The organism is Arthrobacter sp. SD76, assembly GCF_049726125.1.
GTDB classification, from domain to species: Bacteria; Actinomycetota; Actinomycetes; order Actinomycetales; family Micrococcaceae; genus Arthrobacter; species Arthrobacter nitrophenolicus.
Genome location: NZ_JBNBLR010000002.1, coordinates 250553 through 274403, shown reverse-complemented (window position 1 = coordinate 274403; position 23851 = coordinate 250553). Strand labels below are relative to the sequence as shown.

The window sequence follows — 23851 nt, the reverse complement described above, 5'->3', positions numbered from 1 at the left end:
ATGAGCCACCAGCTCGTCGCGTCGGTTCAAAACTTCGGCGAGCAGAGCGCTTTTGCTCCCGAAGTGGTGGAGGACCCCGGCGTCTGTGATCCCCACCTTCTCTGCGATCTCCCGAAGGGATCCTGAGCGGTAACCCGACTGCGCGAAGACATCGAGAGCCGCGTCAAGTATGGCCCGCCGTACCTGTGCAGAGCGTGCGTCAGGGGCCCCGGGGCTTCCTCGCGACCGATGCCGAAACCTTTGCCATGTACACCTGCTTCCGATGCCCAACTCTACAGGCAGCCAAAAAAAATCACCGAACTCTTAGTGGACACTAAGAGTTCGTGATATTGTTCACACAGCCCCTGAGTGGGACCTCAAAAGAATTCGCAGGAGCAACGGCGTTCCTCCTTCAATACGCCAGCCGCGGACGCCGCGCGTATTTGAGCCGAATGCGGCCTGCGTAGTTGACATCACATCGAAAGGCATGTCCCGATGAGCAATACGATCCGCGTTTCTGCGTGGGGTATCCGGCACGCGCTGGGACCAATCTCTCTGTGCAACCGTGACCAGAATGGGCAAATCCAATGGCATCAAGTCGCCGAGGGGTCCCGGGACGTCCCCCTGGGCAGTCTGCCCACGCATCTTCGGGAAGCGTTCGGAGTCGACGAGTTCGAAATTCCCGACTGGTACCTGGTCAACGCAGCCCCGGATGAACTCGACCGGCTGCGGGCGGCACTGACCGACGAGAAGGTCAGGATCACGAACGTCACTCTTGACGGTCGCTCCGCCGGCGACGGGAACCCGGCGTTTCGAGAGGACGACCTGCGCACTCTCGAGAACGTCCTAGAGCTCCTGTCATCACTTTCTGTGTCGTCCGCGCGCGTCAATTTGATGCCGCCTCCGATCATCGAAGCCGGAGAGACCGCGTCGGTCGAGGATGTCGTGGTCGCGCTGAAACGGCTGAGTGCTTTTGCGCAGGCCCGCGGGATCCGGTTGTTCATCGAGAACCATTGCGAGCTCACTTCCACTCCGGAAGACGTCATCGCGCTATTGGATGCGGTGGGACCGGAACTGGGTCTGATTCTGGACACGGGCAACATCGAGCCCGTTCAAGGCACCGTGGTTGAGAGCTTCAGCACAGGTCTTCCCTTCGCGACCGTTGATGACTTGACCAGGGTCGAGCAATTCATCCAGGCGCTGGCGGATCGAGCATCGCTCGTGCACGTGAAGACTTACGGGTTCAATGAGGATGGGTCATCAAAGGTGTATGACCTCGAAAAGGTCATCAATACCGTTCTTGACACCGGCTACGATGGCCCGATCACCATCGAATGCGCAGTGTTGGATGGTGGCGGGGTCTACGAAACTATTTCCCGTACAAAAGACCTTCTCGACGCAGCGGTCGGGGGACGAGCATGAGCGCCGTAACTGTACTTGATCGCCATGCAGAAGGCGTGCCCCTGACAGCAGATGTCCTCGTGGTCGGAAGTGGAGCAGGGTCAGCGGCGTTCGCCGGTGCTGCCCGTCGACGAGGGATGAGCGTTCTGATCATCGAGGCCGGCCCAGCCCATACACCTCAGGCTGGAACGCACCTACGCAACACTTTGCCCGATGACGACTTCAATCGACGGGCCATGAAGCTTCTCGTCCCGCACGCGGGAAGCTCGGACCCTATCCCCGGTTTGCCGGGCACCCGCGGTATTCACGCGCTCGGCGGAATGATGATCGGCTGGTCTCACGCGGTACCGCGGCCACAGCTGCCAGCGGAATGGGACGAGACACTTCCTGAGCGGGAATTGACACGCCACCTCGCTGACGCTGAAGCGCTGCTCTGGGCAAGCGCCGACCTCAATGGGGAGGGGAGCCGGCGGCAGCAGTGGCTTGAAAGCACGATCGAATCAAGCCTGGGCCTATCACCCAAGCGGGTGCCAGTTGCAGCGCGTCGCACGGCAAACGGGCAGCTCGAGTACGCCGGGGCGGATGCTCTACTGGCGGGAGGTCCCGAAGACGGCGAACTCACTATCCTAACGGGGTACGTGGCTCAGAGAATCGAGCATCACGGTGGCCGAGGCGTCTCGGTAACGGCACGAGGCAGCGGAGGTGACGAGATCACCGCCAGCGGGGCGACCATTGTGGTCGGTGCAGGCGCGGTCGGCACGCCGCAGCTTCTGTTCGCTTCCGGGCTACGCCACCCAGCGCTGGGACGATACATGACCGACCACCTCAACCTGGTCTCCACAGTCACCTTGAATAAGGATCTTCCAGAGGCTATAGACGGCGACGCACCGGTGAACTTGTATCTCCCCGTCACCGAGCAGCGGCCGTTCCACACCTCCATCATCGATCTGCCGAGCGTTGCACACACGGGAATGACCTTCGGCGACGACTCGAGCCGTATCACCAACATCGGAACCTTCCTGGGACTCGAGCCGGCAGAATCCAACGGGTTGAGGTTTTCGGAGACTGAACTCGACGGGTTTGGTCTGCCAGCAGTAACAGCTCATAAGGAGCTGAGCCAGGCCGACCATGAGCGAGTTGCCCAGGCATTGGCTGACCAATACACGCTGGCAAGCACGATCGGGCAGCCCTGGGAGGGGATGGCTTCGTTCCTGCGGCCGATCGGCTCCGCCCTGCACCTCATGGGAACCAATCGAATCGGTTTGGACGAAAATACATCCGTAGCCTCACCGGAGGGTCTTGTCCGAGGTACAGAAAATATCTATGTGGTGGGTAATGGAGCCCTGGGGTCGCGCAACTCGTGCAACCCAACACTCACCACAGTTGCCCTGGCACTTCACGCAGCCGAATCGATTGGATAGGGAAGCGGTCGTGGAAAATATACGAGCCGCCATCGTTGGCGGTGGCTTCATGGGACAGGTGCACGCACGTGCCATCCGCGCCTCCGGACCTACGCGACGATCCGGGGAGAGACTGTCGAAGGCCTGCCCACTTCGCCCACGGCGCCCGTGCCGCAAACATCTAAGCAGCCGTAATTGCGTCAGCAACATTCGGCGGGTGGGCGGACGTGGAGTAGTACTCCACGTCCGCCCATCGACAGCATTGCCGGTCAGGTTACGACGAACCTGACCGGCTTGGGGCCTCAGGCTAAATGAACTCAAATCGAAGCCAAGTTCGCACTAAAAACTTGAGGAAGATAAATGACCCACGCGACTCACACCATCCGACGCGTCTCCACCACCGACGTAGCTGCGCTTGATGATCTGCTGAACTCAACAGTCCAAGACATCATCCCCGCTGCCCTCGCCCTCAGCCAAGGCATCAAGGTGACCCGCGTCGGGCCGGGGGAATACACTGTCGAAACCGCCCCTGACGTTGCCTGTGGGTACACAGTCTGTGTACCGGGTTAGGTAGCTCAAGCATCAGACGGCTCTGAATGCGCCCGACCGTCGCGACGACAGTCTTCAGTCCTCTGACGTGGTGCGCGAATCCGCAGAATCGTGCGGATGCTATCTGCATCGTCTGTTGTCAGCGATCGTCGAAAGATGTGCCATTTCGCGGCTTGGCGTCGAGAATACTTTGCACCCTCCAAAGAACGCCGGAGGTGCCCACTGGCTCAGCTACAAAACGACAATTGAGAACAATTGTGCAGGCCCTCAGGGATCAGCGGAATTAGTCCAGTTTGACCATCAGATGGGCGCACGAAAGACAGTGGTAACCGTCAAGCACGGCGGCCGCAGGATCTTCCTCTCGCGCAGCTCCCAGCACCAGTTCTGGCGCAGTGGTCAAACCCCTTGTAGCTACTCCTGCGCTGGTGCCTGAGCTGAGCCCAAGGGTGGGGGAACCTCGTCAGATTCCGCATTCATCCGCTTGCTAATCAGCCCACTGATCGGCTCGGCGCGGCTGGTTGGGAAAGTGAGATGTCGCCATCCCGGCGTGTCCCTCCCAACTCAGCCACTTCCACGAGCGCCCTACACTTACATCAAAGGTGTCACCAACCGCAGTGCCAGGGCAACTCGCTACTCCTTACCGTGTGGTGGACGGCAGCGCTAGGCGGTCTTCGTGGCGGCAAGAGATGCAACACCGACGAGACCGGCGTCGTTGCCCAGTGAAGCGGCTATGACGCGGGCTTCCGGCCTGTCGTGTCGACCCGGGAGGCGGCTCTGGAAGGCGCTGCGGACTGCCGGTAGGAGAAAGTCCTCGGACTCGGCCACCCCTCCGCCCACAACGATCACCGCGGGATCGATTATGGCCGCGAGGGACGCGAGGCCTCGGCCGATCCAGTCGCCGAGAGCTTCGAAGAGCTCGCGAGCCAGGGGGTCTCCCTGAGATGCAGCTACGGCGATGTGTTGGCCGGTCAGAGTTCCGTCCCCAGCTCTGCTCAAGCGAAGGAGCTGTCCAGCCTCCTGGGTCGCTCCTGGAGTGCCTTTTGAGCGTTTGACACTAGCGCTGTACCTGAGCCGTAGGCCTCCCAACATCCGAGTTTGCCGCACCCGCACGGGAGACCCTCCTGCACCATGGTGAGATGTCCTACCTCTGCGGCGGCACCAAAAGCACCCCGCATCAGCGCCCCGCCACTTATAACGCCGCCGCCGATGCCGGTGCCTATCGTGACCATAAGGGACACAGAACCGGAAGGACCAGGGCCGTATATATGCTCGGCCCAAGCAGCGGCGTTGGCGTCGTTCTCCACCACCACCGCGCAGCCTTGTGGAAGGAGGGCGGCGACGCGTTCTCCCAGCGGGTAGTTTTGCCAGGGCAGGTTTGGGGCTGTCAGCACGGTAGACCGGTCTGAGGACACGAACCCGGCAGCAGCAAGACCGACGTTTTCGATAGTGCCGTACGTGGAAAGTTCGCCGTAGAGGTCCGCTATAGCTTGGTCAATCTCTGCAGGACCCGAGATCGGCGTTTCGCAGCGGGATCGCGCGAGGATCCGTCCATCGTCGTCGACGACACCTGCTGCAATTTTCGTGCCCCCGATATCGATGCCAATATTAGGCAACTACTCAACTTCCTCTCTCATGTTCGTGTGATGGAATCGCGGAAGGCCCGGCATCCGGCCCGGTGCTCCATTGGATGTAGTCCTGAGGCGAGGGGATCCAGTCAAAGATCTGACCGCCTTTGTTGAGCGCTCCGGGTGTCACAAGGTCCATGCTGAAGCGGCACTCTAAGCAACCGCAAACGAAAAACTGGTCCCTGCTCGCTGATCCCGTCTCAGGGGCCCTCAGCCGTTGCAGCGGCGCACAGGAGACCCCTGTCGTTAGTCGTTGCTGTTGAAGGCGGCGTCGAAGGAAGTGCTCGACGGCGGGAAGTCGTACTTCTTCAGGGCGGTGAGGGCTTCGGGGGCGCCGTGGAGGCGGTCCATGCCGGCGTCTTCCCATTCGATGCTGATGGGGCCGGTGTAGCCGATGGCGGCGAGGGCGCGGAAGGAGGCTTCCCAGGGTACGTCGCCGCGTCCGGCGGAGACGAAGTCCCAGCCGCGGCGGGGGTCGCCCCAGGGCAGGTGGGAGCCGAGGACGGTGTTGCGTCCGGTTTGGCGGATCTTGGTGTCTTTGCAGTCCACGTGGTAGATGCGGTCCTTGAAGTCCCAGATGAAGGAGACGGGGTCGATGCCCTGCCACATCATGTGGGAGGGGTCCCAGTTCAGGCCGAAGGCTTCGCGGTGGCCGATGGCTTCGAGTGTGCGGACGGTGGTCCAGTAGTCGTAGGCGATTTCGGAGGGGTGGACTTCGTGGGCGAAGCGGACGCCGCATGCGTCGAAGACGTCCAGGATGGGGTTCCAGCGGTCGGCGAAGTCCTGGTAGCCGGCGTCGATGACTTTTTTCGGGACGGGCGGGAACATGGCTACGTACTGCCAGATGGCGGAGCCGGTGAAGCCGACGACGGTGTCCACGCCGAGTGCCTTGGCGAGCCGCGCGGTGTTTTTCATTTCCTCGGCGGCACGGGTGCGGACGCCTTCGGGGTCGCCGTCGCCCCAGACTTTGGAGCGGACGATGCCCTGGTGGCGGAAGTCGATGGGGTCATCGCACACGGCCTGGCCGGTGAGGTGGTTGGAGATGGCCCAGACCTTGAGGTTGTACCTGTCCAAGATGTCATGCTTTGAGTCGACGTAGCCGGGTTCGTCCCAGCGCCAGGCGTCCAGGTGGTCACCGGACACCGCGATTTCGAGTCCGTCGTACCCCCAGCCCGAGGCAAGCCTGGCGACTTCCTCGAACGGCAGGTCGGCCCACTGGCCGGTGAACAGGGTGAACGGGCGGGACATGTCAAGCTCCTCCGGATTCGATGGCGGGCGTACCGGTTGTCCGGTTGGCGCCGGGAAGTTGAACCAGCGCGCCTTTTGCTGCAGCTGATTCCGACACGGCGTCCAGGATGTACTGCACGTTCAGTCCTTCCTCGAACGACGGCGACGGCGGGGTTCCATCCTTAATGGCGGTTAGGAAGTCGCGGAGCTGGTGGGTGAAGGTGTGTTCCCAACCAATGATGTGGCCCTGCGGCCACCACGCCTCCAAGTATGGGTGCTCTGGTTCGCTGACGAGGATACGGCGGTAGCCCTGCTCCCGGGCGGGAGCGGTGGCGTCGAGGAACATAAGTTCGTTGAGGCTTTCCAGGTCGAACCGGAGGCTGCCCTTGTCCCCGTAGACCTCTATCTGAAGGCTGTTCTTCCGCCCCGTCGCCACCCTGGAGACCTCCACCGAGGCGACTGCTCCGGAGGCGAGGGAGAGCGTCGCCCAAGCGGCGTCGTCGACCGTTACGTCCTCGATCCCGTGTACACCGAGACGCTGGGGCACGAAGGTATGCAGCCGCCCAGTGACCTCGGTGACCTGGTCGCCGAGGAGGAACAGGACTTGGTCGACGGCATGCGAGGCGATGTCTCCTAACGCACCGGAACCGGCATCCTCCTTCCTCAACCGCCAGCTCATGGGCGCTTGGTCGTCAGCGAGCCAGTCCTGCAGGTAAGTGGCACGGATCTGACGGACGGTGCCGACGCGTCCTTCGGCAATTAATTCCTTCGCCAGGGCAAGGGCCGGGACACGGCGGTAGTTAAAGCCGATCATCGACTGCACGCCCCGGACCCGAGCGTTTGCCGCCGCGGCGGTCATGAGCTCGGCCTCGGCAATGGTGTTGGCAAGCGGTTTCTCGACAGGACGTGCTTGCCAGCACCGAGCGCCGCGATGGCGATGTCGGCGTGCATCCAGCCCGGGGCGCAGATGTCCACGATGTCGATGTCGTCCCGATCGAGCACCGTACGCCAGTCCGTGGCGGATTCGGCCCAGCCATAGGTAGCGGCGGCCTCCGCGACGGCGTGAGCGTCCCGACCCACAAGCACCTTCTGCTCAAGCGCCGGGACATCAAAAAAGCTGCCGACATTCCGCCAGGCGTTCGAGTGAGCCTTCCCCATAAAAGCGTAGCCAATTAGGGCCACGCCCAGCGGACGGGCCGGTTCAGTGCCGGAGGGGTGTGTGAGTGCTGTCAATGTTCGTTCCTGCTTGCTTAAAGGGTTGCGGTCTCCGGCGCCCGGGCGATCGGAGTCATTCTTCACAACGTACTGCCAAATGTGCCCCAACTCATTCGGAAATATCGATAGCATACAATACAATTGGAGGACCGCTTACCAAAGTCGCCACCCTCCCCGACCCCCTTTGCAAGATCAGCGCCCGCACATGGCCGGCTTCCGGATGGTGTGCGGGCAGCGGGGCAGCGTCGACAACGGGTACCGACACCAGTCGGCTCCCGAATCTCGAACCCTGGAGCACTCCATGACCACAACCTCGCTTCGATCCAACACCTCACCGAAGGCACAGGCGCTAATCCTCGCCGCCGCGATCGCCATCGCGGTCGCGCTGAACGCCATTATCGCGGCAGTCGCAATAGCCGCAGGAGCGCCCGCCACCTACCCACCGCTCGCCCTGCCTATCTTCACGGCGTACACCGTCATACCCATTACGATTGGCTGGTTCGCCTGGCTGCGTATCCGCCGCACAGCGAAGAATCCTCGCCGGCTGTTGCTTGTACTTGCTACCGTCGTTCTAGCGCTCTCCTTCATCCCCAACATCGTGCTGCTCATGACGGGCTTCATCCAGGCACGACCGTTGCCGGCGTCATCGCGACGATGCTCATGCACGTCGCGGTTATGGGTGCCGCGGTTCCCGCGTATCTCCGCGCCGCCGGCGACTGAGCGCATCTCACCATTATCGATCCGAGAATCACGGGGCCTTATGGGGCCGGCGAGGAAACTGATGAGCAGCGACGACACCGCCCCCGTCCCGTCTCCGGTGACGGTAGATGACTATCGGGCGCAAGCCGAGGAGGCTATGCCAGATGACTATAGGTTGTATGTCAACAACGTCGACATGGAAGCAACGCTGAGGGGTGACCTCGATGCCTGGCAGCGTCTGCGCGTGCGTCCTCGCGCCCTGGTTGATGTCAGTAGAAGGAGTACGGCTACCACGGTCCTGGGGCAACAGATAGCCCTACCTGTCATTTCCGCACCGTACGTGGGATCCATGTTGGTCCACCCTGACGGGGAGGTGGCTGTCGCCCGCGGATGTACGGCAGCCGACACCATCACGACGTTGAGCATGATGGCATCGCGCACGCCGGAGGAGGTGGGTTCCGTCGCTGCGGGTCGATACTGGCAGCAGCTGTATTGGCCCGCCGATCGCAGCATTCTCGAAGATGTAGTCCGTCGTGCCTTCGCAGCCGGAGCTTCCGCGCTGTGCCTGACTGTGGACCTTCCGGTGTCACCCTGGTTCCCCAGAGCGATGCGAAGTGCAGCCGAATCGGTCTCGGCTCAGCTCGGGGACGGGGCACGAGCCATGTTCCTCGCACGGGATTACGGCGCCGCCTCGAGCCCACAACCTTCGCGGACGCCAGTGTCACCTGGGACGATCTGGCGTGGCTGGCAGGCCTCTCACCTCTCCCCATCGTGCTGAAGGGAATCACTCGCGCAGAAGACGCCGTGTTAGCCCACGAGCACGGCGCCGCGGGCATCATCGTCTCGAACCACGGCGGTCAGGGCCTTGCTCACGCAGTTCCGGTCGCTGAGGCTCTACCCGCCATCGTCGATGCCACCCAGGGGAACGTGGAGGTGCTGGTAGACGGAGGGATCAGGTCCGGCTTAGATGTCCTTCGAGCCCTCGCTCTGGGCGCGCGTGCTGTCCTAGTGGCGCGGCCTATTTTGTGGGGTCTCACAGTGGCAGGCCCCCAAGGAGTCGAGGGGGTAGTGACCTCACTGCGAGACGAGTTCGATACTTCTATGGCGCTCACCGGTTGCACGGCAATCGAGGACATCGACGACGCGGTGTTCCTTCCACGGAGGAACCCGCAACCATAAAGGGTCCTGCGGCCGGGTAGGCAGGATCGATTGTCCGCAGATTCCGTGGCCACGAGACGGTCACCGCGGCCAAGGCCGACCTGCTCTAAGGGACCGGACTCGGCCCTGCCGCCGTCCTTGCCGTGCTGGAAGCCCGCCGGCTACATGGAGAAGGTCCGGGTCCACCCCTATGGCGACGGCTGGTGGGGTTCCACCATTCAAGGCAACACCCTAGCCAAGCAAGCTTCCGCGAGTCCAACAGCAGAAAAACCACAGACCGGCTCGCCTCAGGACTGGTGGAACGTGCCCGGGCCCACAACGCCGACCCGGGCAAAGAAGTGCGGGTCTGTGGGTTCGTTCGCCCGACCGGGACCGGCAGGCTACGCGATGCGCGGTGAAGGACGTTTATTAGGGGAGGATTGTGGGCTATTCAATGGACTCGCGGATGGAGTCCTCTCCGCCCGTCGCCGCGCCCGAGAACGCGGTCCGGTCACGCGGCCCGGCAGGGACGGTGGTGCACTCGGATCGAGGGTCGCAGTTCTGTTCCCGCCGGTTCGTCGAATTACTGCGGCACTACGGGCTCACCGGATCGATGGGCAGGGTCGGTGCGTGCGCGGACAACGCCGCGATGGAGTCTTTTTTCTCGCTGCTGCAGAAGAACGTCCTGGACCGTCAGCGGTGGCTGAGGCAGGACCTCCGGCTGGCCCTCACGACCTGGATCGAGAGAACCTACCATCGCCGGCGACGGCAAAGACGGCTGGGCACGCACACTCACCCATCGGATATGAAACATCAATTGGACCGCGCTCACAGCGGCCTAACCCCGAGTCAACAAAAGCCGGGCAGTCCCTAATCCGCCCGCTATAGGTCCAGCACCAGCTTTTTACCGCGGCAGCGCGACACGCAGGCCATCATAGTGGAGTTCGCGAGCCGTTCCTCCAGTGTCAGTACACTGTCCCGGTGCTCAGGGACACCTTCAAGCACCCTGACCTCACAGGTGCCGCAGGTTCCTTCGCGACAGGTCGACAAAATGTTGGCGCCCGTGGCGTTCAAAGCATCCAAAATGCTTTCCTCTTCGCTCACGGTGATTGAGATCCCGCGGCGCGCGAGTTCTACGTCGATGGGCCGATTCGGCCGGTGATCAACTTTTCTCGCTGTAAACCGTTCCACGACCAGCTTGAAGTCAGCCTCGTGGCGGTTTGCTGATTCCTCAAGCCCAACCAACAGCTCATCCGGGCCGCATGCGTACACGAACGCTTCGTCGACTGGAAGCCGCTTCCAAATATCATCCAAGTCATAGCGGCCCCTTTCCTGACTAGGCCAGACATAAATTTGGGACGCGTAATGCTTCTCCAACTCCGCGAGGTATGGCATGCGCTTCCGGTCCCGTCCGAGGTACAGCAGGCGCCAGGGCGTTCCACGTCGCTCTGCTTCCTCAATCATCGGCAGCAAGGGAGTGATACCGATCCCACCTGCAACAAAGAGGAAGAAAGCGGCCGGCTTCAACCGGAAATGATTGCGCGGCCCGCGGATGTGAAGGCGGTCACCCACCTGAACCTGATCATGGATCAGTCGAGAACCGCCGCGACCGCTCTCTTCTCGCAGGACGGCAATACGCAGTTCTGCGCTGTCAGACTGCCCGCAGAGAGAATACTGGCGCAAGGAACCGTCGGGGAGTTCCAAATCCACATGGGCTCCGGGATCCCAATCAACATCAGCAGACGAGTCCACCTGGAGCGTCAGTTCGACGACGTCCTCGGTGAGTGACCGGCGGGACGTGACCGTAACGGGAATGCCGGCGGCAGCCGCCTGATCCGCTTCGGGGGACGCAGCGCGCGGAGCTACCTTTACTGGCGTCCATTCGAGGGGTAGCCCCACCATCCCGCGGCCTTCGGAGACCACGGTGTATTCCAGTTCCTCGTAAGGCACCCCCAACCGGAGATCAGGCAGGCGCTCATTGAGCACGCTGAGCTCGATCCGCAGCAGAAGTCTTGCCAGCGGTGCGCCAAGGCATGCATGGATGCCCTGACCAAAGCCCAAGTGCGGAACTGCCCAATTGCGGTCGAAATCAATATCGTCAGGATGCCCGAATTTAGTGGCATCACGCGATCCCGACGCGAAAGCAAGGAACACCGTTTCACCGGCCTTGAGGGAGTGCCCCCCCCAACTCCGTGTCCTTGGTTACAAGACGCTTCATGCCCGTAATTGCCGACTCGTATCGAAGAATCTCTTCCAGCGCTTCGGCACGCGAGTCGTCATCCTTCTGCGCTGCGCTGTACCTGGCCGGGTCGGCCAACAGATGAGAGAGAGTCATGCAGATTAGATTCGACGAGGTTTCGTGCCCAGCGAGCATTAGCCCAGGAAACATCGACAACATTTCGAAATCGGTCATCTCCACTGCACCTGACTCGCGCTCATTCCAGATGTGGCTGATCAGATCGTCCCGGCGATCATGCTTGCGTTCTTCCATCACTTCGAGAATGTAGTCATGAAGATCAAGCAGCTTTTTCGCTTTCTCGTCAGGAGTGCCGGGATGGTAGAGGTCACGAGGCCCCATGAAGAAACCCAGTGCCGCGCCGATCCATTCGGATCGCGCCGTATCAAGGCCAACAACGTGAGCAATCACCTTCAGCGGCAAGGGCAGCGCAAAGGACGTCTTAAGGTCAGCTCGCCCATCCTCGACAAATTTGTCCACCATGGCATGGGCCTGTTCCCGAATCCACGGTTCGTATCGGATTAGGTTGCGCGGCATGAAAAAGGTGTTCACGCTCGACCGCAGCCGGTCGTGATCAGGATTATCCAACCCAAGGAGTGTGCCCCTGTTGGGCACGCGGCCTTCGAACTGCTCGCGCCAAGGAGAAGGGAAAGTGCCCACAGTAGGCTCGTTGGAAAAAGTCGCAGGATCGTGGAGGGCCTGGACAATGTCGTCGTACCGGCTGATGACGCGGCCTTTGAAAGTATCTGAGTGTGGCAGTTCCCGCGAGTTGCGCGCCTCAGCTAAGTCATGGAAAAGCCGGCGGGGGTTGAGAAAGGGGCAGCCGCCAGACAACTGCGTGGGTGTGGACATGGAGTCTCCATAGTGAAACGTCTGGGTCCCGCCGAGGAAATGCGTGCGGGACGCCATATGGTTGATGTCGTCTACTGACCCGAGGCTCGGTGGCGCCGAGGGAAGGAGGGGCCAAAAGCTCCTGAGGAAGAGCCGAGATCGGATGTTACCGTTTGCCTCACGTCGATCTCCTTCGATGCAAAACGGGATTGGGCGTGTGGAATAACAGGAGTGGAAGCTGTTTGTGCTGGGCCCCCGCTGGGAAAGCACTTCCATGCCTATTACCGCTGAGAGAGCCTGACAGATAAATCTAAACAGTTTCCTGCATATAAATCTAAGAGATATTATTTATACCCGATCATTCATACCGCTGATACTCTTCCATGGGGGCAATGCTCCTTGCCGGCCATGGACCAACTTGAACTGCTCACGCAGCCAGGCCACCGCCGGATCATCGATCGTCCTTGGGTTCCACACCATGTCGATGCCGAACGGCCTGAAGGGTATAGGACTGTCCAATATCACCAGTCCGTTCCGGGAAGCGTAGCGTCGAGCGATACTGCTTTGGATTATCGCGAAGAGACCAGCCTCGATAACGACATGCATCATGGTGAGGAAATCATCACAGATGAAGCGCGGCTGAATGTGGATACCCTCGGCCGCCAGGAGTTGCATGGCGCCAACCCGCAGTCCGTCCTGCTCATACACGGCAAAGGGCAGCTTCGTCAGCGACTCCCGCGTCAGTGGTAGCCGGGACATTTGGTTGTCAACTGCTGCGATTATGACCCACTCCTCCTGATAGAGGCGTTCACGTGGATGCGTGACGGGCAGATGCTCCGGAACGAGAATTAGGTCTACCTCCTGCCCCACGAGTATCGAACCTGCATCCCGAGGCAGGTCGACAACCTTGAAGGAAACGCCAGGCGCAGCCCCTTCAAGAGCTTTCATGACCGGGTGCAGCCCGGTAACGACGGTCGAAGACGATGCACCTACCACGAAGCGCCTCGTTGAGACTTCGGGTCGAAATATGGGTTCCTCCAAAATTTGATTCATCACGTTATTAAGGAGTTCATCCACACGGTCCTGAAGACCCGAAGCCCTGGAGGTTAATGCATATCGGTTCCCCACCCTGACCAGCAGGGGATCGTCGAGCAGGCTTCGCAGGCGTCGGAGGTTATTACTCATGGCGGGCTGAGAGATACCCAAAGCTCTAGCTGCCTGGCTTACGTTCCGGTGGCGCAGCAATGACTGGAGGGGTACGAGCAAGTTTAGATCAACGTTGCTCAGGCTTCGGCTGTGCATGGGGCTACTCTATATAACTCATATCGATAGGTGGGTATGAGAATTATCTTTTGGACTTATGGACGTGTGTAGTGATGAGATAAAGCCACTTAAGAGACAGCGCGTACGCCGCGACGTTGTACCTCCCGTCCCCCCTCAGCGAGATGCGGGGGAGGGGGAGGGACTACGGTCACGCATCCGCGCGGCAGATGCTGCTCTCTGCGTTTTTATTACGTCGCCCGCAGAACCCCTCGGGTCGACAAGTAGAGAGAGGTACCTCAATGGAAAGCTCCGCACACCCCGGTGGTCGAGTGATCGTCATCGGAGCGGGCCCTGTCGGCCTGAGCGTCGCCGTCGAAATGGGGCTTCGCGGCATTCCGGTCACGGTCATCGACCCCGTGATTGATTTGTCTGAACGCGTGCACCCACGGGCACGAATTGTGAACCTCCGCAGCACGGAGCTGTTCCGTCGCTGGGGAGTTGCGGACACCGTCCGGCGACACTCAGCCTTCGGACCGAACTGGCCATCGCAGGTCCAGTTCCGCACGAGCCTGGCCGGGTACCGGATTGCCGCATTTGAGGATGCATTCTTCACGGCACCTATAAGCACTGATCTGTATCCCGAGCCTGCCATACAGATTCGCCAGTCCGACGTGGAATTCGGAATCCGTGAACGACTCGCAGCCCTGCCCAACGTCGAAGCACTCTACGGTTACGAGGCACTGGAGGTCAGCCAGGATGACGAGAGTGTCCAGGTCCTCGTCCGTTCCCGTAATGGTGAGGAACGCCGCCTGACCGGCTCCTATGTCGTTGGTGCCGACGGAGGCCGCAGCATCGTCCGTCGCGCCTTCCAGTTCGAGATGGTCGGCAAAAAAGCAATCTCGCAAAACTTGCAGATCCTCTTCGAATCTAAAGACCTTTACAATACCCTTGACCTGGAACCCGCCATACAGTACTGGTGCCTCAACGACGAGTTCCCCGGATTCGTCCAGACCACGTCCCCGGACGGCGAATTCATCCTCAGCCTGCACAAGCTCCAGGACGCGAACGCCTTCACCCTCGAGCAGGCCGAGCGCGCCGTGAAGATAGCCATCGGAGCTGACGTGCCATTCCGCATTATCGGCCTGGACCCTTGGGTCATCCACGCCCGAATCGCCGACAGCTACCGCCGGGGACGTGCCTTCGTTGTTGGTGACGCCGCACGCCAACACTCCACCTACGGCGCGCACGGCATGAACATCGGCCTGTCCGACGCCGCCGACATCGGCTGGAAACTCGCCGCCGTTATCCAGGGCTGGGCCCCGGAGGCTCTGCTGGATACCTTCACCGCCGAACGCCGCCCCATCGGTGTCGGGGTCCTGGAACAGGCCACCCGCAGCTTCTCCAAATCAGCGGTCGACCTCGTGGTTCCCGGCATCGCAGATCCCGGACCGGAAGGCGACGCGGTCCGGAAGGAGCTTAGCGCAGTCATCCTGAAGGACAAGGCCCCCCAGTTCCGCCACATCGGCACACAGCTTGGTTACACCTACGCCGGCTCGCCCCTGATCGTTTCCGACGGCACCACAGCGCCCGAATGGAGCCCGAACCACTACACCCCCTCAGCGGTGCCCGGTTCGCTGGCCCCGCACGCCTGGCTGGCTGACGGCACCTCCATTTACGACAAGTTCGGCCAATGGTTCACCGTCGTAGATTTCAGACGGGACGACACTGGTACCGTGGACGACTTCGCCCGGGCCGCCGACCAGCAGCACATCCCCGTGACCGTCCTTCGTGAGCCATCACACGAGTTGGAAACCCTGTACGGGGCGCGATTCGCGATCATCCGGCCGGACCAGCACGTCGCCTGGCGCGGGAACGCTCTTCCCTCCGCAGAGGTCTGGGCCACTGTGACAGGCCGCGTGCTGCAGCACGCCACCGCGCCGGCAGCTGAATAAGCCAAGCGGGGTGCCAGCCAAGGCGCTTGCGGCCGGCACCCCGCCTTACGTAGTCACCACTGTCCATAGATCACAACTGGGGCGGATCGACACCTGATGGGAACACATTGACCACACAGCACAAGAAATTCCATAAGGCCCTCCGCTACGGCACCGGCGCGGCCGGGACACTGAAACTGGACCTCTACCGCCCCGACAACCCCCAGCAAGCGCCGGTACTGATCTACCTTCACGGCGGAGCATGGATCACCGGGCTCCGCGACGAAACCCCCAAACGGCTCCGCAACCTCGCCGCCCACGGTATCGCCGTCGCCTCCATCGACTACGACGTCGTCCAAGACGCAGCCTTCCCCGCACAGCTGAGTAACATCAAGGACGCCCTTGCCTGGGTGACAGCCCATGCAGATGAATACAACCTGGACCCGCAGCGCGTCGCCCTCGGAGGAGCCTCCGCAGGAGGTCACCTCGCCACTATCAGCGCCCTGCTCCTCACCGAGAACGGTGCATCTGATGAGATCGACGCTGCGACGAGAATTGGGGCGATCGTTGCGCTCTTCACCAACTTCGACCTGACCTCTGCCCGACCGAAACCGGTCCACGACAGCGGATTTACCGTTCCGGCCTTCATCGCCAACTCACCCGTCCCGGCATATTTCGGCGGCTTGCCCCCAACTCCTGCGTTCCGGCAAGCCCTGCTGGCCGGAGTATCCGAAGAGGAACTGAACGACGAGATCCTCTCCAAGCTCAGCCCGATCCACCGGCTTCATACCAACACCCCGCCAATGCTGATCATGCACGGGACCGCCGATGGCGTGGCTCCGGTCGCGCAGTCGATGAACTTCCACGACCGGGCACAACGACTGGGCCTTCAAGCGGAACTCAGGCTTTTGGAGGGCGCCAACCACGAAGGCCCCGAATTTGATACACCGGAAACTGCGGAGTACATCGCAGATTTCCTGACCCACGCCATGCCCGCAGCATCCCCGAACGACCACTGCCTCCAGCCAACGACATCCCACAAGTGACGGTACAAGCCATGCAACAATCCCAGCGGACCATCATTGAAAAGGTCGCCGTCCTCAGCCTTGACAAGCAGATCGGGGAACTCGACAGCGCCACGATCACCATCGACGGCGGCCGGATCACGAGCATTGAACCCACTCTGGACAACCCGCACGCAGTCCCTGACCACCGTGCCGGGGACGAAGTCATCAATGGCTCCGGCCTCGTTGCATTGCCCGGCTTTGTCGACACCCACCGGCACACTTGGCAAAGCGCCATCAAGCACAGCTACGCCGAACTGGACCCCGGGGTCTACTTCGCCGAAGTACTCAAAGGCCTCGGCGCCTCCTACCAGGCAGAAGACGTCTACATCGGCAACAAGCTCGGCAGCTACGCCGCGCTCAGTTCAGGCACCACCACGCTATTTGACTGGTCGCACGTCCAAAACTCCCCCGAACACTCGGACGGTGCCATCGCCGGCCTGCACGAATCAGGCATCCGGGCAGTATTTGGCCACGGCTGGCCCACCTCTCCCGATGACTCCTGGACAGCCAACAGCGTCCGCCCCCACCCGGCAGACATCCGCCGCATCCAGGCACAATACTTCCGCAACGGACCCCTGGACGACCGGATCACGCTGGCCATGGTCCTGCGCGGCCCCGAAGAAGCATCCCCCGACGTCTGGCAGCACGAACTCAGGCTCGCCCGCGAACTCGGGCTCCGCGTCTCCGTCCACACCGGAGCGTACGCCCGCAACGCTAAAGCCGCCGCTGTCCAGCAATACGCCAACGCAGGCCTCCTTGGCCCGGACATGACCTTCGTCCACTGCAACCACCTCAACGACCAGGAACTCCAGCTCATCGCCGACCACGGCGGAACAGTCTCCCTCGGTATCCACTGTGAGATGAACTCGACAGGCGTGGGCGAAATCCCCTTCCACCGGCTGCTCCAAACTGGAATCCGCCCCTCACTCAGCGGAGACACCGAGACCAAATGCACCGGTGACATGTTCACTCAAATGCGCATGCTCTGGGCGTACCACCGCTCTACGCTCACTAGGATCGGGCCGGAACGGGCCGCGCATATGCCGGCCGTGACCTTGCGGGACATTCTCGGTTACGCCACCATCAACGGTGCAAGGGCCATCGGTCAGGAAACCGAGATCGGATCCTTAACTCCGGGGAAGCGAGCAGACATGCTCCTCATCGACATCAATGCACTGAACCTCGGACCCGTTCAGGACCCGGTAGCATCCATCGTCCTCGCCGCCCACGAAGGCAACGTCCGGGACGTTCTCGTCGGCGGAACCTTCGTCAAACGCAACGGCGCCCTGGTCGGAGTCAACACCCAGGCACTCGTCGACGAGGGCCGCCGCTCCCAGCACAACCTCCTGGACCGCGCCAACAGCCGCACATCAATGACTGAAGTTTGAACCCGCCTCCGTGGAAGGGCGCGCTGCTGTCCTTCTAAGAGGCGGGGACGATTGGCACGATGGGCGCCCAAGTGTTCGCCCGCGAGCCGATTTCCGAGCGTGGGCTGAATTGAGCATCCAGCATGAACACGACGGCAATTCGGGGAGGAGCACGTGGCCTCAGCCGTCATTCATCGCCACGGGTTGCGCTCCCTAGGAGGCTCTTCACGGTACGTGGTTAAAGTTCTGCCGTGACGGGGTGTTCATGCCGCTGTTCTAACGGCACTGCGCAACAGGATACGCGTCTTGTAGTTCCGTGCGTTGGTGAATCCCCGGCCCGTGCGTTTGATGTGTTTTTATAACGGCGTTGTTGGCTTCAACTTTCGCCGTTGTCGCGCCGGTGACGAATGAGGACTTCAATTTCGTTCCACCAGCGGCGAATAGTGCGCCAGAGCCGGTTTGTTTCCGGTTGCGCGGCCTTCTCGACCAGGGACTCGAGCAGGTCGTTCGCGGCGGCACCGTCAGCGAGGGACCCGGTCGCGAGCAGAGTGCGCAACTGTTCTTTGACCAACCAAGCGGCCTGCATTTTCCCGGCGGCGTCGTCAGTCGCGAAGACGGTGCTAAGCCTTCCCCTGCCCGGTCCGAAAGTGTGTCACCGGCCCGCAGCAGCAGACCCCGATTCGCCCAAACCGGGTCAATGGAGCGTCCCCTGCGGCCGTGAACTTGCTGGTGAGGCGTTGCCGGACTTCGGTGAGCATGTCGTTGCCGAGCTTGACCAAGTGAAACCCATCGGCTGACACGGCGGCGCGTGGCAGCCACATCCGCAGGGCCTTACGGAACGCTGCAAAGGGTCGATCGCGACGACCTGCACACCTAACCGCTATTCAAGCGGGCGGGCGAGGAGCCAGTTCCCGACACCGTCGCTGTCGCGACCATCTACGATCCCCAGAACTTGTCCGGTCCAAATCCACTATGGTGGTCGGATAAAGGGTGTCGCGAAGGTGGCGGGTGGACCGTGCCCTGCGGGGAACCTGGCTTGTTTCCTCGGTGAACGTCTGGCGCGGGCACAAGTACTCATCGCAGATGAACCTCCGCTTGGCCCAGACCACTTAGGCCGGCCCTGCGATGGGGATGTCACGCAGCCGTAGCAGCCGACGGGAATGTACCCTTGCCCTGATAACGCCGCAGGAGGGGCAGCCGGCCTCTGCGGTGGCTTCGACAATGACCCGGCGCTGCCCGAAGCCCAGGATCTCGGTACCTGTGACGCGGGTACTCGGCAGGTTTAAAATGGCGGTGGCAGCATCGGGCCGCGGGAAAGTGGGCTCGATCAAGGCTCGTAGCTCCTGACGTGATGAATGCGCAGAGAACATCCATCACAGCAGGAGCTACGAGCCCTTCAGCTCTCAAGACACGAAATCGATTCACCATCTACCGTAAAGAGCCCCTTGAGATAGGGCCGAACCGCATGGCCCAGCCTCTTCCTCGCCGCCTCTAGGCCGGACCTCGGGACTGGTCGCATAGGAGCCGATAATGCGCCGGGCAATTTGCAGACGATAACAACACGTCCTTCATGGAACACGAGGACCTCCTGCCTTCAAGACGAGAGCAGGAGGTCCCTGTAACGCAGGTCGCCGGTTCCGGCAAGGCAGGGGGCTAGGGCGTTAGCGCTGTAGAGGGGGAATCCCATGATCGAGTATGCCGGGCGGAACCTGCCCGTCCCATTGGTTGATCCAGTAGAGGTCGTCCTCTGCCCATAGCCGGGCTTCCCTTTCCGGGTCAAAGATCATCTCGAGGTCCGTGTACAGTTCGATCACAGCACCTGTTGGCTCGACATAGTAGGCGGCGATATTGTCTCCGGCACCGTGACGCACAGGGCCCCAAGCGAGTCGGGAGCCTCGCCGTGCGAGGCGATCACCAAGTCGTCCTAGGTCGACAATGCTTTGCGTCTGCCACGCATGGTGATGCAGCACAGCGCGGCTACTTTTGAAGACCGCGATGCCATGGTGGTCGTTGTTACAGCGCAGGAAGAAAGCCTGGTCGTGGCCGATCCTGTCCGAGACGCGGAATCCAAGGACTTCGACGAGGAAGTCGCGCTGGGCGATAGTATCAATGACCTGGATGTTCACGTGACCGAACCTGTCCGGCCCGAAGCCGCCGTTCTTCACCAGGCTGTACGAGGCGGCCTCTGTGTACACCTGCCAAGTAAAGCCCTCGGGTCCGACGAAGGCGAATCCCTGACCAACCGCTTCGTCAAGCGGTTGCTCTGCAATCACACGATATTTGGCTCGAGAGACCTTTTCGCGGATTATCCCCAGAGCCTCGGAATCTTTGGCCACGAGTCCAATATGGTCGACCGCGTCGTGGTCGCCCGCCGAGTAAATGATTTCGTGATGAGCCGCTTGAGCGGCCAGATAGGACTTCTTGCTGGTCGTGTCAGTCTCGTAGAGGCCAAGGACGTCGGTGGCGTTCCGGATAACTCCCGTCAGATCTTTGGTCTGCAAGGACAAGTAGCCCACCGCGGAAATGAGTCCGTTTCCTGTCATTACAGCTGCCCTTCTCTGATGTTTACGCTCATTCGGCACCGCCTGCTTCAATGAAACGCTGCTCAATGTGTCCAACTCCCTCTATCCAGCTGGTGAGGATTTCCCCGGGCTTCAGGAACCGCTGGGGATCGCGCCCCACTCCCACGCCGGCGGGAGTGCCGGTGAATATCACGTCGCCCGGGTAGAGGGTGACGGTTTGTGAAAGCCGGGAGATCAGAGCTGCGACAGGAAAGATGAGTTCGCTCGTGCGGCCCTTCTGGACTACGTCGCCATTGATTGAACAGCCGATCTCGAGATCGTCCCGGTTGGGGAGTTCATCGACGGTCACGAGCCAAGGGCCCAGCGGCGTGAATCCCGGGAACGACTTGCCCAAGGAAAATTGAGGCGCTGGTCCCTGGAGCTGGGATACACGCTCCGAGAGGTCCTGCCCGACCGTCACGCCCGCTACATATGACCAAGCGTCTTCTTCCCGAATACCATGCCCCTCAGCCCCAATAATGAGCACCAACTCCACCTCCCAGTCGGTGTTTCCGCCCTGTGGCAGGGCGACTACCGTATCGGGACCCGTAATGCTCGAAACGAATTTGGTGAATGTGGGCGGCAGTAAATCCGGTACTTCGAAGCCGGACTCCGCTGCGTGCTTGGCATAGTTGAGACCCACGGCAATGACTTGCTTCGGAGTCGGCGAGGGGCTCCCGAGCTGGGAGCGGTCGATACTTACAACTGTGCCTTGCGGTGTCCCGCTGGCCGCCCACTGCTGGAACGCGGACCAGTTCTCGAAGACATCAGAGAGGCGGGGGCCGAACTCACCGTTGCTAGCCTCCGCTATGTCTATTGCAGAGTCTTCACCTGTGAGGAGGACAGCGCGTCCTCGGTAGTTGGCGATCCTCATACTGTTTCTCCTGTCTGAAAGTCGATCTGCTGGTTGGGTCGACTAGTGAAATAGCTCTTGCCGCGGAGCAAAGCTTGATTATCAAAGCTTTGATGCTCATCTTTCATGCGTAATAACTTTCGTCTTTTCGAGTAGGTATATAAGCGAGATCTTCGGGGTCTCAGCCGGGGGAAAGATGTGAAGAAATGATTTGCGCCGCGTTAATCCATTCCAAAGATCGTGCGGATGAGCTCCTGCTGGCGACGGATCAGGGCAAATGTGTCAAGGTCGGCGATCGGAGTCCATGAGTGAGCTTCCCACTCACTTGAAATGGATCCTGAAAATCCTGCGTCTCGAAGTGGGCCGAGGTTGGCCTCATAGTCGATTGACGGCTCCTGCCCGTCCGCGCCGATCTCGTAGAACTTTGCGTGCACGTGGAATACCCGCGGCATCAGCTCGACCCATGAGTTTGGGGCCTCGTGACCGTTCATAGTAAATGGCGCGTTGGCTTGCACCAGTGCTCCTTCCGGCGCCCCTGCCGCTCGTGCGAGTTCCAGAAACTCCCCGAGCCGTTCGGCAGGCTTACCCTGTTGGGCCCAAATTCGCTGAAGGTCAGGTACGAGCCGAGAAGGCAGACCGGCGTCGACGAGAATCTGAATGAGTCCAGGGGTGATCCGATGCATGGTGGCGCTGAAATCAGGGATGAAGCCCAGGTAGTCGCTGTCGAGGCGGTCATACAACTCGCGCATGGCCAGGATCGATGGTGTTTCCGGACCTTCGGGGCATGAATCTCCATACCAAGCCGTACGTTGGCGCGCTCCGCCGTCGCTGCAACCCGCTCCATGACTTTAGGATCCGCACCAAGTTGCACGCGCAACAATGGAAAGCCCAAGAGCCGGGCGGCCTCAATTTGCCTGAGCAGATACTCTACGAGCTCGTCTTCGTTAAGGTATCGGTCACGTCGAAGCGCCACGTCGATGTTGGATCCGAGACACGTAGGTACCAGTTCTAGGTTGTCGAGGAGGTCCCTGAACTCCCGCACGAAAGCTGAGGAAATCCCGGGAAATCCTCTGATGCTTTGGAAACCGACAATCTCGACTCCGTAACCAATTCCCTCCTGAGCCACCCGCTTGAGGAGGTCGGGGAGGGTGTACTGCCCACTCACCCATTCATTCGTGAACGAGAAAAACGTGGTGCCTAGCAGGGGCTGCGGGTGCTCGTCATGGAGCATCTTGGGTCTCCTCCTGGATCGGTGTCACCATACGGGTGTACTCGAAATATCGCTCGAGCGCTCCGTACGGCTCGATAATGATGTAGGGGAGGCGGATCCTCATTCCGACGCTTATGTCGAGCGGTGCAGGACTATCTCTGAAGGGAAATAGCAACGTGGCGGTGTCCTGGATAAACCAGATTCGATCCCAGTGTTCGGCAAGGTCTTGTATCGCGTAATCGTTTCCCTGCCACCGTAACGTGAGGTCGCTCGTTGGAACGGGAATGCCGTCGATGCGCACCGTTACCTCGCTAATGGCACTGAGCGGGAGGCTGCGGTACCAGGGGATTCGAACGTCGATTGCTAAGCCCCCGCCATGAACACGCACACTGTCCGAAGCGAATATCAATTCCGGGCGGCTCATCCTTTAAGCCCCCCGGCAAACCCTTGGATAAACTTTTTCTGAGCCAACAGGTAGAACGCGAGGATGGGGATCATCGAGACGATCACCACCGCGAAAACAAGGTTCCACTCAGTGACGTTTTCGCCGACGAAACTGTACATTACGACCGGAATCGTCGTTGCTTTCGACCCGCTCAAAAAGATCAGGGACGTGAAAAAATCGTTCCAAATCACCAGCCCGGCCAGGATGGCGACCGTTCCTGTTGCGGGCGACAGTAGTGGAAAGACTACCGTCGTGAATACTCGGAGCTTGCTTGCTCCATCTATACTCGCTGCCTCTTCGTATTCAAGGGGTATTGTCCGAGCCGTGGCGGTGTAGAGGAAGACCGAAAGCGGCAACAACAGTCCGGCATAAAGGAGGATCATCCCAAAATGAGTCCCGACGAGGTGGGTTGACCGCAAGGCCACGTAAGCGGGGATCATGCCGAGTTGGAAAGGGAGGATGATCCCCACAACGAAGAAAATGTACGCGCTATTGCTCACTCGCCCCGCCCGGCGGGCGATAACGTAGGCCGCGATTGACCCTAAAGCTATGAGGAGCACCAGGCTGCAGGCGGTGATTATCGCGCTGTTGAACAAGCCCAGCAACACGCTTCGTGAGCCGCTTCCTGTGAAAACGGTTATGAAATTGTCCAGGGTCGGTGCTTCTGGAAGCGCGACTGGCGAAGAGGTTACTGCTTCCTGTTTGTCCTTGAAAGCCATCACGACCAGCAAGTAGAAGGGCAGGAGCATGACTAGGGCGACGGCTATAACGATGACCTCCCTCACGAGAGTGGTTGGCCCATATCGGTTGAACATCAGTTCTGCTCCTTTGGTGAGCGGACGAGAGCGGATTGAA

General features: G+C 60.7%; 22 protein-coding genes and 4 pseudogenes. 9 read left to right on the top strand and 17 right to left on the bottom strand.

The window, feature by feature from the left end; translation table 11 throughout:
* Positions 1–90: 90 nt before the first annotated feature.
* Positions 91–270: pseudogene (locus tag ACPEE0_RS23110) on the bottom strand (TetR/AcrR family transcriptional regulator); the annotation flags it as partial.
* Positions 271–474: 204 nt separating this feature from the next.
* Between ACPEE0_RS23110 and ACPEE0_RS23105 the strand changes: the two are divergent.
* From ACPEE0_RS23105 to ACPEE0_RS23095, 3 genes are all read left to right on the top strand, one after another.
* Complete coding sequence (locus ACPEE0_RS23105; protein ID WP_424575582.1) at positions 475–1401, top strand: sugar phosphate isomerase/epimerase family protein; 927 nt, start codon at positions 475–477, stop codon at positions 1399–1401.
* 116 nt (positions 1402–1517) lie between these two features.
* Complete coding sequence (locus tag ACPEE0_RS23100; protein WP_424575581.1) at positions 1518–2801, top strand: GMC oxidoreductase; 1284 nt, start codon at positions 1518–1520, stop codon at positions 2799–2801.
* Between the two features lie 339 nt (positions 2802–3140).
* Entirely contained in the window at positions 3141–3350 is a 210-nt protein-coding gene (locus tag ACPEE0_RS23095) for a hypothetical protein (RefSeq protein WP_424575580.1), read from the top strand.
* Positions 3351–3989: 639 nt separating this feature from the next.
* Here the strand turns inward: ACPEE0_RS23095 and ACPEE0_RS23090 are convergent.
* The 4 genes and pseudogenes from ACPEE0_RS23090 to ACPEE0_RS23075 all read right to left on the bottom strand — a co-directional run bounded on the left by ACPEE0_RS23090 (position 3990) and on the right by ACPEE0_RS23075 (position 7339).
* Positions 3990–4418 (bottom strand): ROK family protein, encoded by a 429-nt coding sequence (locus ACPEE0_RS23090; protein WP_424575579.1) that lies wholly within the window; start codon positions 4416–4418, stop codon positions 3990–3992.
* Positions 4322–4942, bottom strand: a complete 621-nt coding sequence (locus ACPEE0_RS23085; RefSeq protein WP_424575578.1) for an ROK family protein — start codon at positions 4940–4942, stop codon at positions 4322–4324. The genes ACPEE0_RS23090 and ACPEE0_RS23085 overlap by 97 nt, the downstream gene beginning before the upstream one ends.
* Before the next feature lie 258 nt (positions 4943–5200).
* Complete coding sequence (locus ACPEE0_RS23080) at positions 5201–6202, bottom strand: sugar phosphate isomerase/epimerase family protein (protein WP_424575577.1); 1002 nt, start codon at positions 6200–6202, stop codon at positions 5201–5203.
* Position 6203: 1 nt separating this feature from the next.
* A pseudogene (locus ACPEE0_RS23075) lies at positions 6204–7339 on the bottom strand (Gfo/Idh/MocA family protein).
* Positions 7340–7697: 358 nt separating this feature from the next.
* Here ACPEE0_RS23075 and ACPEE0_RS23070 point away from each other — a divergent pair.
* The 3 genes and pseudogenes from ACPEE0_RS23070 to ACPEE0_RS23060 form a co-directional block, all read left to right on the top strand.
* Positions 7698–8873 carry a DUF6069 family protein gene (locus tag ACPEE0_RS23070; RefSeq protein ID WP_424575576.1) on the top strand — a complete coding sequence of 392 codons (1176 nt, stop codon included), beginning with the start codon at positions 7698–7700 and terminating at the stop codon, positions 8871–8873.
* Positions 8831–9274 carry an alpha-hydroxy-acid oxidizing protein gene (locus ACPEE0_RS23065; RefSeq protein WP_424575640.1) on the top strand — a complete coding sequence of 148 codons (444 nt, stop codon included), beginning with the start codon at positions 8831–8833 and terminating at the stop codon, positions 9272–9274. The genes ACPEE0_RS23070 and ACPEE0_RS23065 overlap by 43 nt, the downstream gene beginning before the upstream one ends.
* Positions 9275–9641: 367 nt before the next feature.
* Positions 9642–10074, top strand: a pseudogene (locus ACPEE0_RS23060) (DDE-type integrase/transposase/recombinase); the annotation flags it as partial.
* Positions 10075–10114: 40 nt separating this feature from the next.
* Here ACPEE0_RS23060 and ACPEE0_RS23055 read toward each other — a convergent pair.
* From ACPEE0_RS23055 to ACPEE0_RS23040, 4 genes and pseudogenes are all read right to left on the bottom strand, one after another.
* Positions 10115–11386, bottom strand: coding sequence for a cytochrome P450/oxidoreductase (locus ACPEE0_RS23055; RefSeq protein WP_424575575.1), 1272 nt, complete (start codon positions 11384–11386; stop codon positions 10115–10117).
* Positions 11387–11390: 4 nt separating this feature from the next.
* Entirely contained in the window at positions 11391–12320 is a 930-nt protein-coding gene (locus ACPEE0_RS23050) for a cytochrome P450 (protein WP_424575574.1), read from the bottom strand.
* A gap of 327 nt (positions 12321–12647) precedes the next feature.
* Positions 12648–13376, bottom strand: a complete 729-nt coding sequence (locus tag ACPEE0_RS23045) for a LysR substrate-binding domain-containing protein (RefSeq protein WP_424575639.1) — start codon at positions 13374–13376, stop codon at positions 12648–12650.
* Between the two features lie 33 nt (positions 13377–13409).
* A pseudogene (locus ACPEE0_RS23040) lies at positions 13410–13601 on the bottom strand (LysR family transcriptional regulator); the annotation flags it as partial.
* 260 nt (positions 13602–13861) lie between these two features.
* Here ACPEE0_RS23040 and ACPEE0_RS23035 point away from each other — a divergent pair.
* The 3 genes from ACPEE0_RS23035 to ACPEE0_RS23025 all read left to right on the top strand — a co-directional run bounded on the left by ACPEE0_RS23035 (position 13862) and on the right by ACPEE0_RS23025 (position 17948).
* Entirely contained in the window at positions 13862–15514 is a 1653-nt protein-coding gene (locus ACPEE0_RS23035) for an FAD-dependent monooxygenase (RefSeq protein ID WP_424575573.1), read from the top strand.
* Between the two features lie 107 nt (positions 15515–15621).
* The gene (locus tag ACPEE0_RS23030) at positions 15622–16539 is read left to right on the top strand and encodes an alpha/beta fold hydrolase (protein ID WP_424575572.1); all 918 of its coding nucleotides are present in this window, start codon (positions 15622–15624) and stop codon (positions 16537–16539) included.
* 11 nt (positions 16540–16550) lie between these two features.
* Positions 16551–17948 (top strand): amidohydrolase family protein, encoded by a 1398-nt coding sequence (locus tag ACPEE0_RS23025; RefSeq protein WP_424575571.1) that lies wholly within the window; start codon positions 16551–16553, stop codon positions 17946–17948.
* A 355-nt stretch (positions 17949–18303) separates the two neighbouring features.
* Here ACPEE0_RS23025 and ACPEE0_RS23020 read toward each other — a convergent pair whose 3' ends face one another.
* The 8 genes from ACPEE0_RS23020 to ACPEE0_RS22985 form a co-directional block, all read right to left on the bottom strand.
* Positions 18304–18498 carry a hypothetical protein gene (locus ACPEE0_RS23020; RefSeq protein WP_424575570.1) on the bottom strand — a complete coding sequence of 65 codons (195 nt, stop codon included), beginning with the start codon at positions 18496–18498 and terminating at the stop codon, positions 18304–18306.
* A 49-nt stretch (positions 18499–18547) separates the two neighbouring features.
* Positions 18548–18811, bottom strand: a complete 264-nt coding sequence (locus ACPEE0_RS23015) for a transposase (RefSeq protein ID WP_424575638.1) — start codon at positions 18809–18811, stop codon at positions 18548–18550.
* Positions 18812–19036: 225 nt separating this feature from the next.
* Positions 19037–19258 (bottom strand): hypothetical protein, encoded by a 222-nt coding sequence (locus tag ACPEE0_RS23010; RefSeq protein ID WP_424575569.1) that lies wholly within the window; start codon positions 19256–19258, stop codon positions 19037–19039.
* A gap of 330 nt (positions 19259–19588) precedes the next feature.
* Positions 19589–20536 carry a VOC family protein gene (locus ACPEE0_RS23005; RefSeq protein ID WP_424575568.1) on the bottom strand — a complete coding sequence of 316 codons (948 nt, stop codon included), beginning with the start codon at positions 20534–20536 and terminating at the stop codon, positions 19589–19591.
* Positions 20499–21362, bottom strand: coding sequence for a fumarylacetoacetate hydrolase family protein (locus ACPEE0_RS23000; RefSeq protein ID WP_424575567.1), 864 nt, complete (start codon positions 21360–21362; stop codon positions 20499–20501). Before ACPEE0_RS23000 ends, ACPEE0_RS23005 begins: the two co-directional genes overlap by 38 nt.
* Before the next feature lie 200 nt (positions 21363–21562).
* Complete coding sequence (locus ACPEE0_RS22995; RefSeq protein WP_424575566.1) at positions 21563–22090, bottom strand: hypothetical protein; 528 nt, start codon at positions 22088–22090, stop codon at positions 21563–21565.
* A gap of 471 nt (positions 22091–22561) precedes the next feature.
* The gene (locus ACPEE0_RS22990) at positions 22562–22975 is read right to left on the bottom strand and encodes a C-glycoside deglycosidase beta subunit domain-containing protein (protein WP_424575565.1); all 414 of its coding nucleotides are present in this window, start codon (positions 22973–22975) and stop codon (positions 22562–22564) included.
* Positions 22972–23811 carry a carbohydrate ABC transporter permease gene (locus ACPEE0_RS22985; protein WP_424575564.1) on the bottom strand — a complete coding sequence of 280 codons (840 nt, stop codon included), beginning with the start codon at positions 23809–23811 and terminating at the stop codon, positions 22972–22974. The genes ACPEE0_RS22990 and ACPEE0_RS22985 overlap by 4 nt, the downstream gene beginning before the upstream one ends.
* Between the last annotated feature and the right edge of the window lie 40 nt (positions 23812–23851).

What these genes read in the sequence shown, in the direction of transcription:
- ACPEE0_RS23105 (WP_424575582.1), top strand. Translation starts at nt 475, where the DNA reads ATGAGCAATACGATCCGCGTTTCTGCGTGGGGTATCCGGCACGCGCTG.
- ACPEE0_RS23100 (WP_424575581.1), top strand. Translation starts at nt 1,518, where the DNA reads ATGAGCGTTCTGATCATCGAGGCCGGCCCAGCCCATACACCTCAGGCT.
- ACPEE0_RS23095 (WP_424575580.1), top strand. Translation starts at nt 3,141, where the DNA reads ATGACCCACGCGACTCACACCATCCGACGCGTCTCCACCACCGACGTA.
- ACPEE0_RS23090 (WP_424575579.1), bottom strand. Translation starts at nt 4,418, where the DNA reads ATGTTGGGAGGCCTACGGCTCAGGTACAGCGCTAGTGTCAAACGCTCA.
- ACPEE0_RS23080 (WP_424575577.1), bottom strand. Translation starts at nt 6,202, where the DNA reads ATGTCCCGCCCGTTCACCCTGTTCACCGGCCAGTGGGCCGACCTGCCG.
- ACPEE0_RS23070 (WP_424575576.1), top strand. Translation starts at nt 7,698, where the DNA reads ATGACCACAACCTCGCTTCGATCCAACACCTCACCGAAGGCACAGGCG.
- ACPEE0_RS23050 (WP_424575574.1), bottom strand. Translation starts at nt 12,320, where the DNA reads ATGTCCACACCCACGCAGTTGTCTGGCGGCTGCCCCTTTCTCAACCCC.
- ACPEE0_RS23035 (WP_424575573.1), top strand. Translation starts at nt 13,862, where the DNA reads ATGGAAAGCTCCGCACACCCCGGTGGTCGAGTGATCGTCATCGGAGCG.
- ACPEE0_RS23025 (WP_424575571.1), top strand. Translation starts at nt 16,551, where the DNA reads ATGCAACAATCCCAGCGGACCATCATTGAAAAGGTCGCCGTCCTCAGC.
- ACPEE0_RS23000 (WP_424575567.1), bottom strand. Translation starts at nt 21,362, where the DNA reads ATGAGGATCGCCAACTACCGAGGACGCGCTGTCCTCCTCACAGGTGAA.
- ACPEE0_RS22995 (WP_424575566.1), bottom strand. Translation starts at nt 22,090, where the DNA reads ATGCGCGAGTTGTATGACCGCCTCGACAGCGACTACCTGGGCTTCATC.
- ACPEE0_RS22990 (WP_424575565.1), bottom strand. Translation starts at nt 22,975, where the DNA reads ATGAGCCGCCCGGAATTGATATTCGCTTCGGACAGTGTGCGTGTTCAT.
- ACPEE0_RS22985 (WP_424575564.1), bottom strand. Translation starts at nt 23,811, where the DNA reads ATGTTCAACCGATATGGGCCAACCACTCTCGTGAGGGAGGTCATCGTT.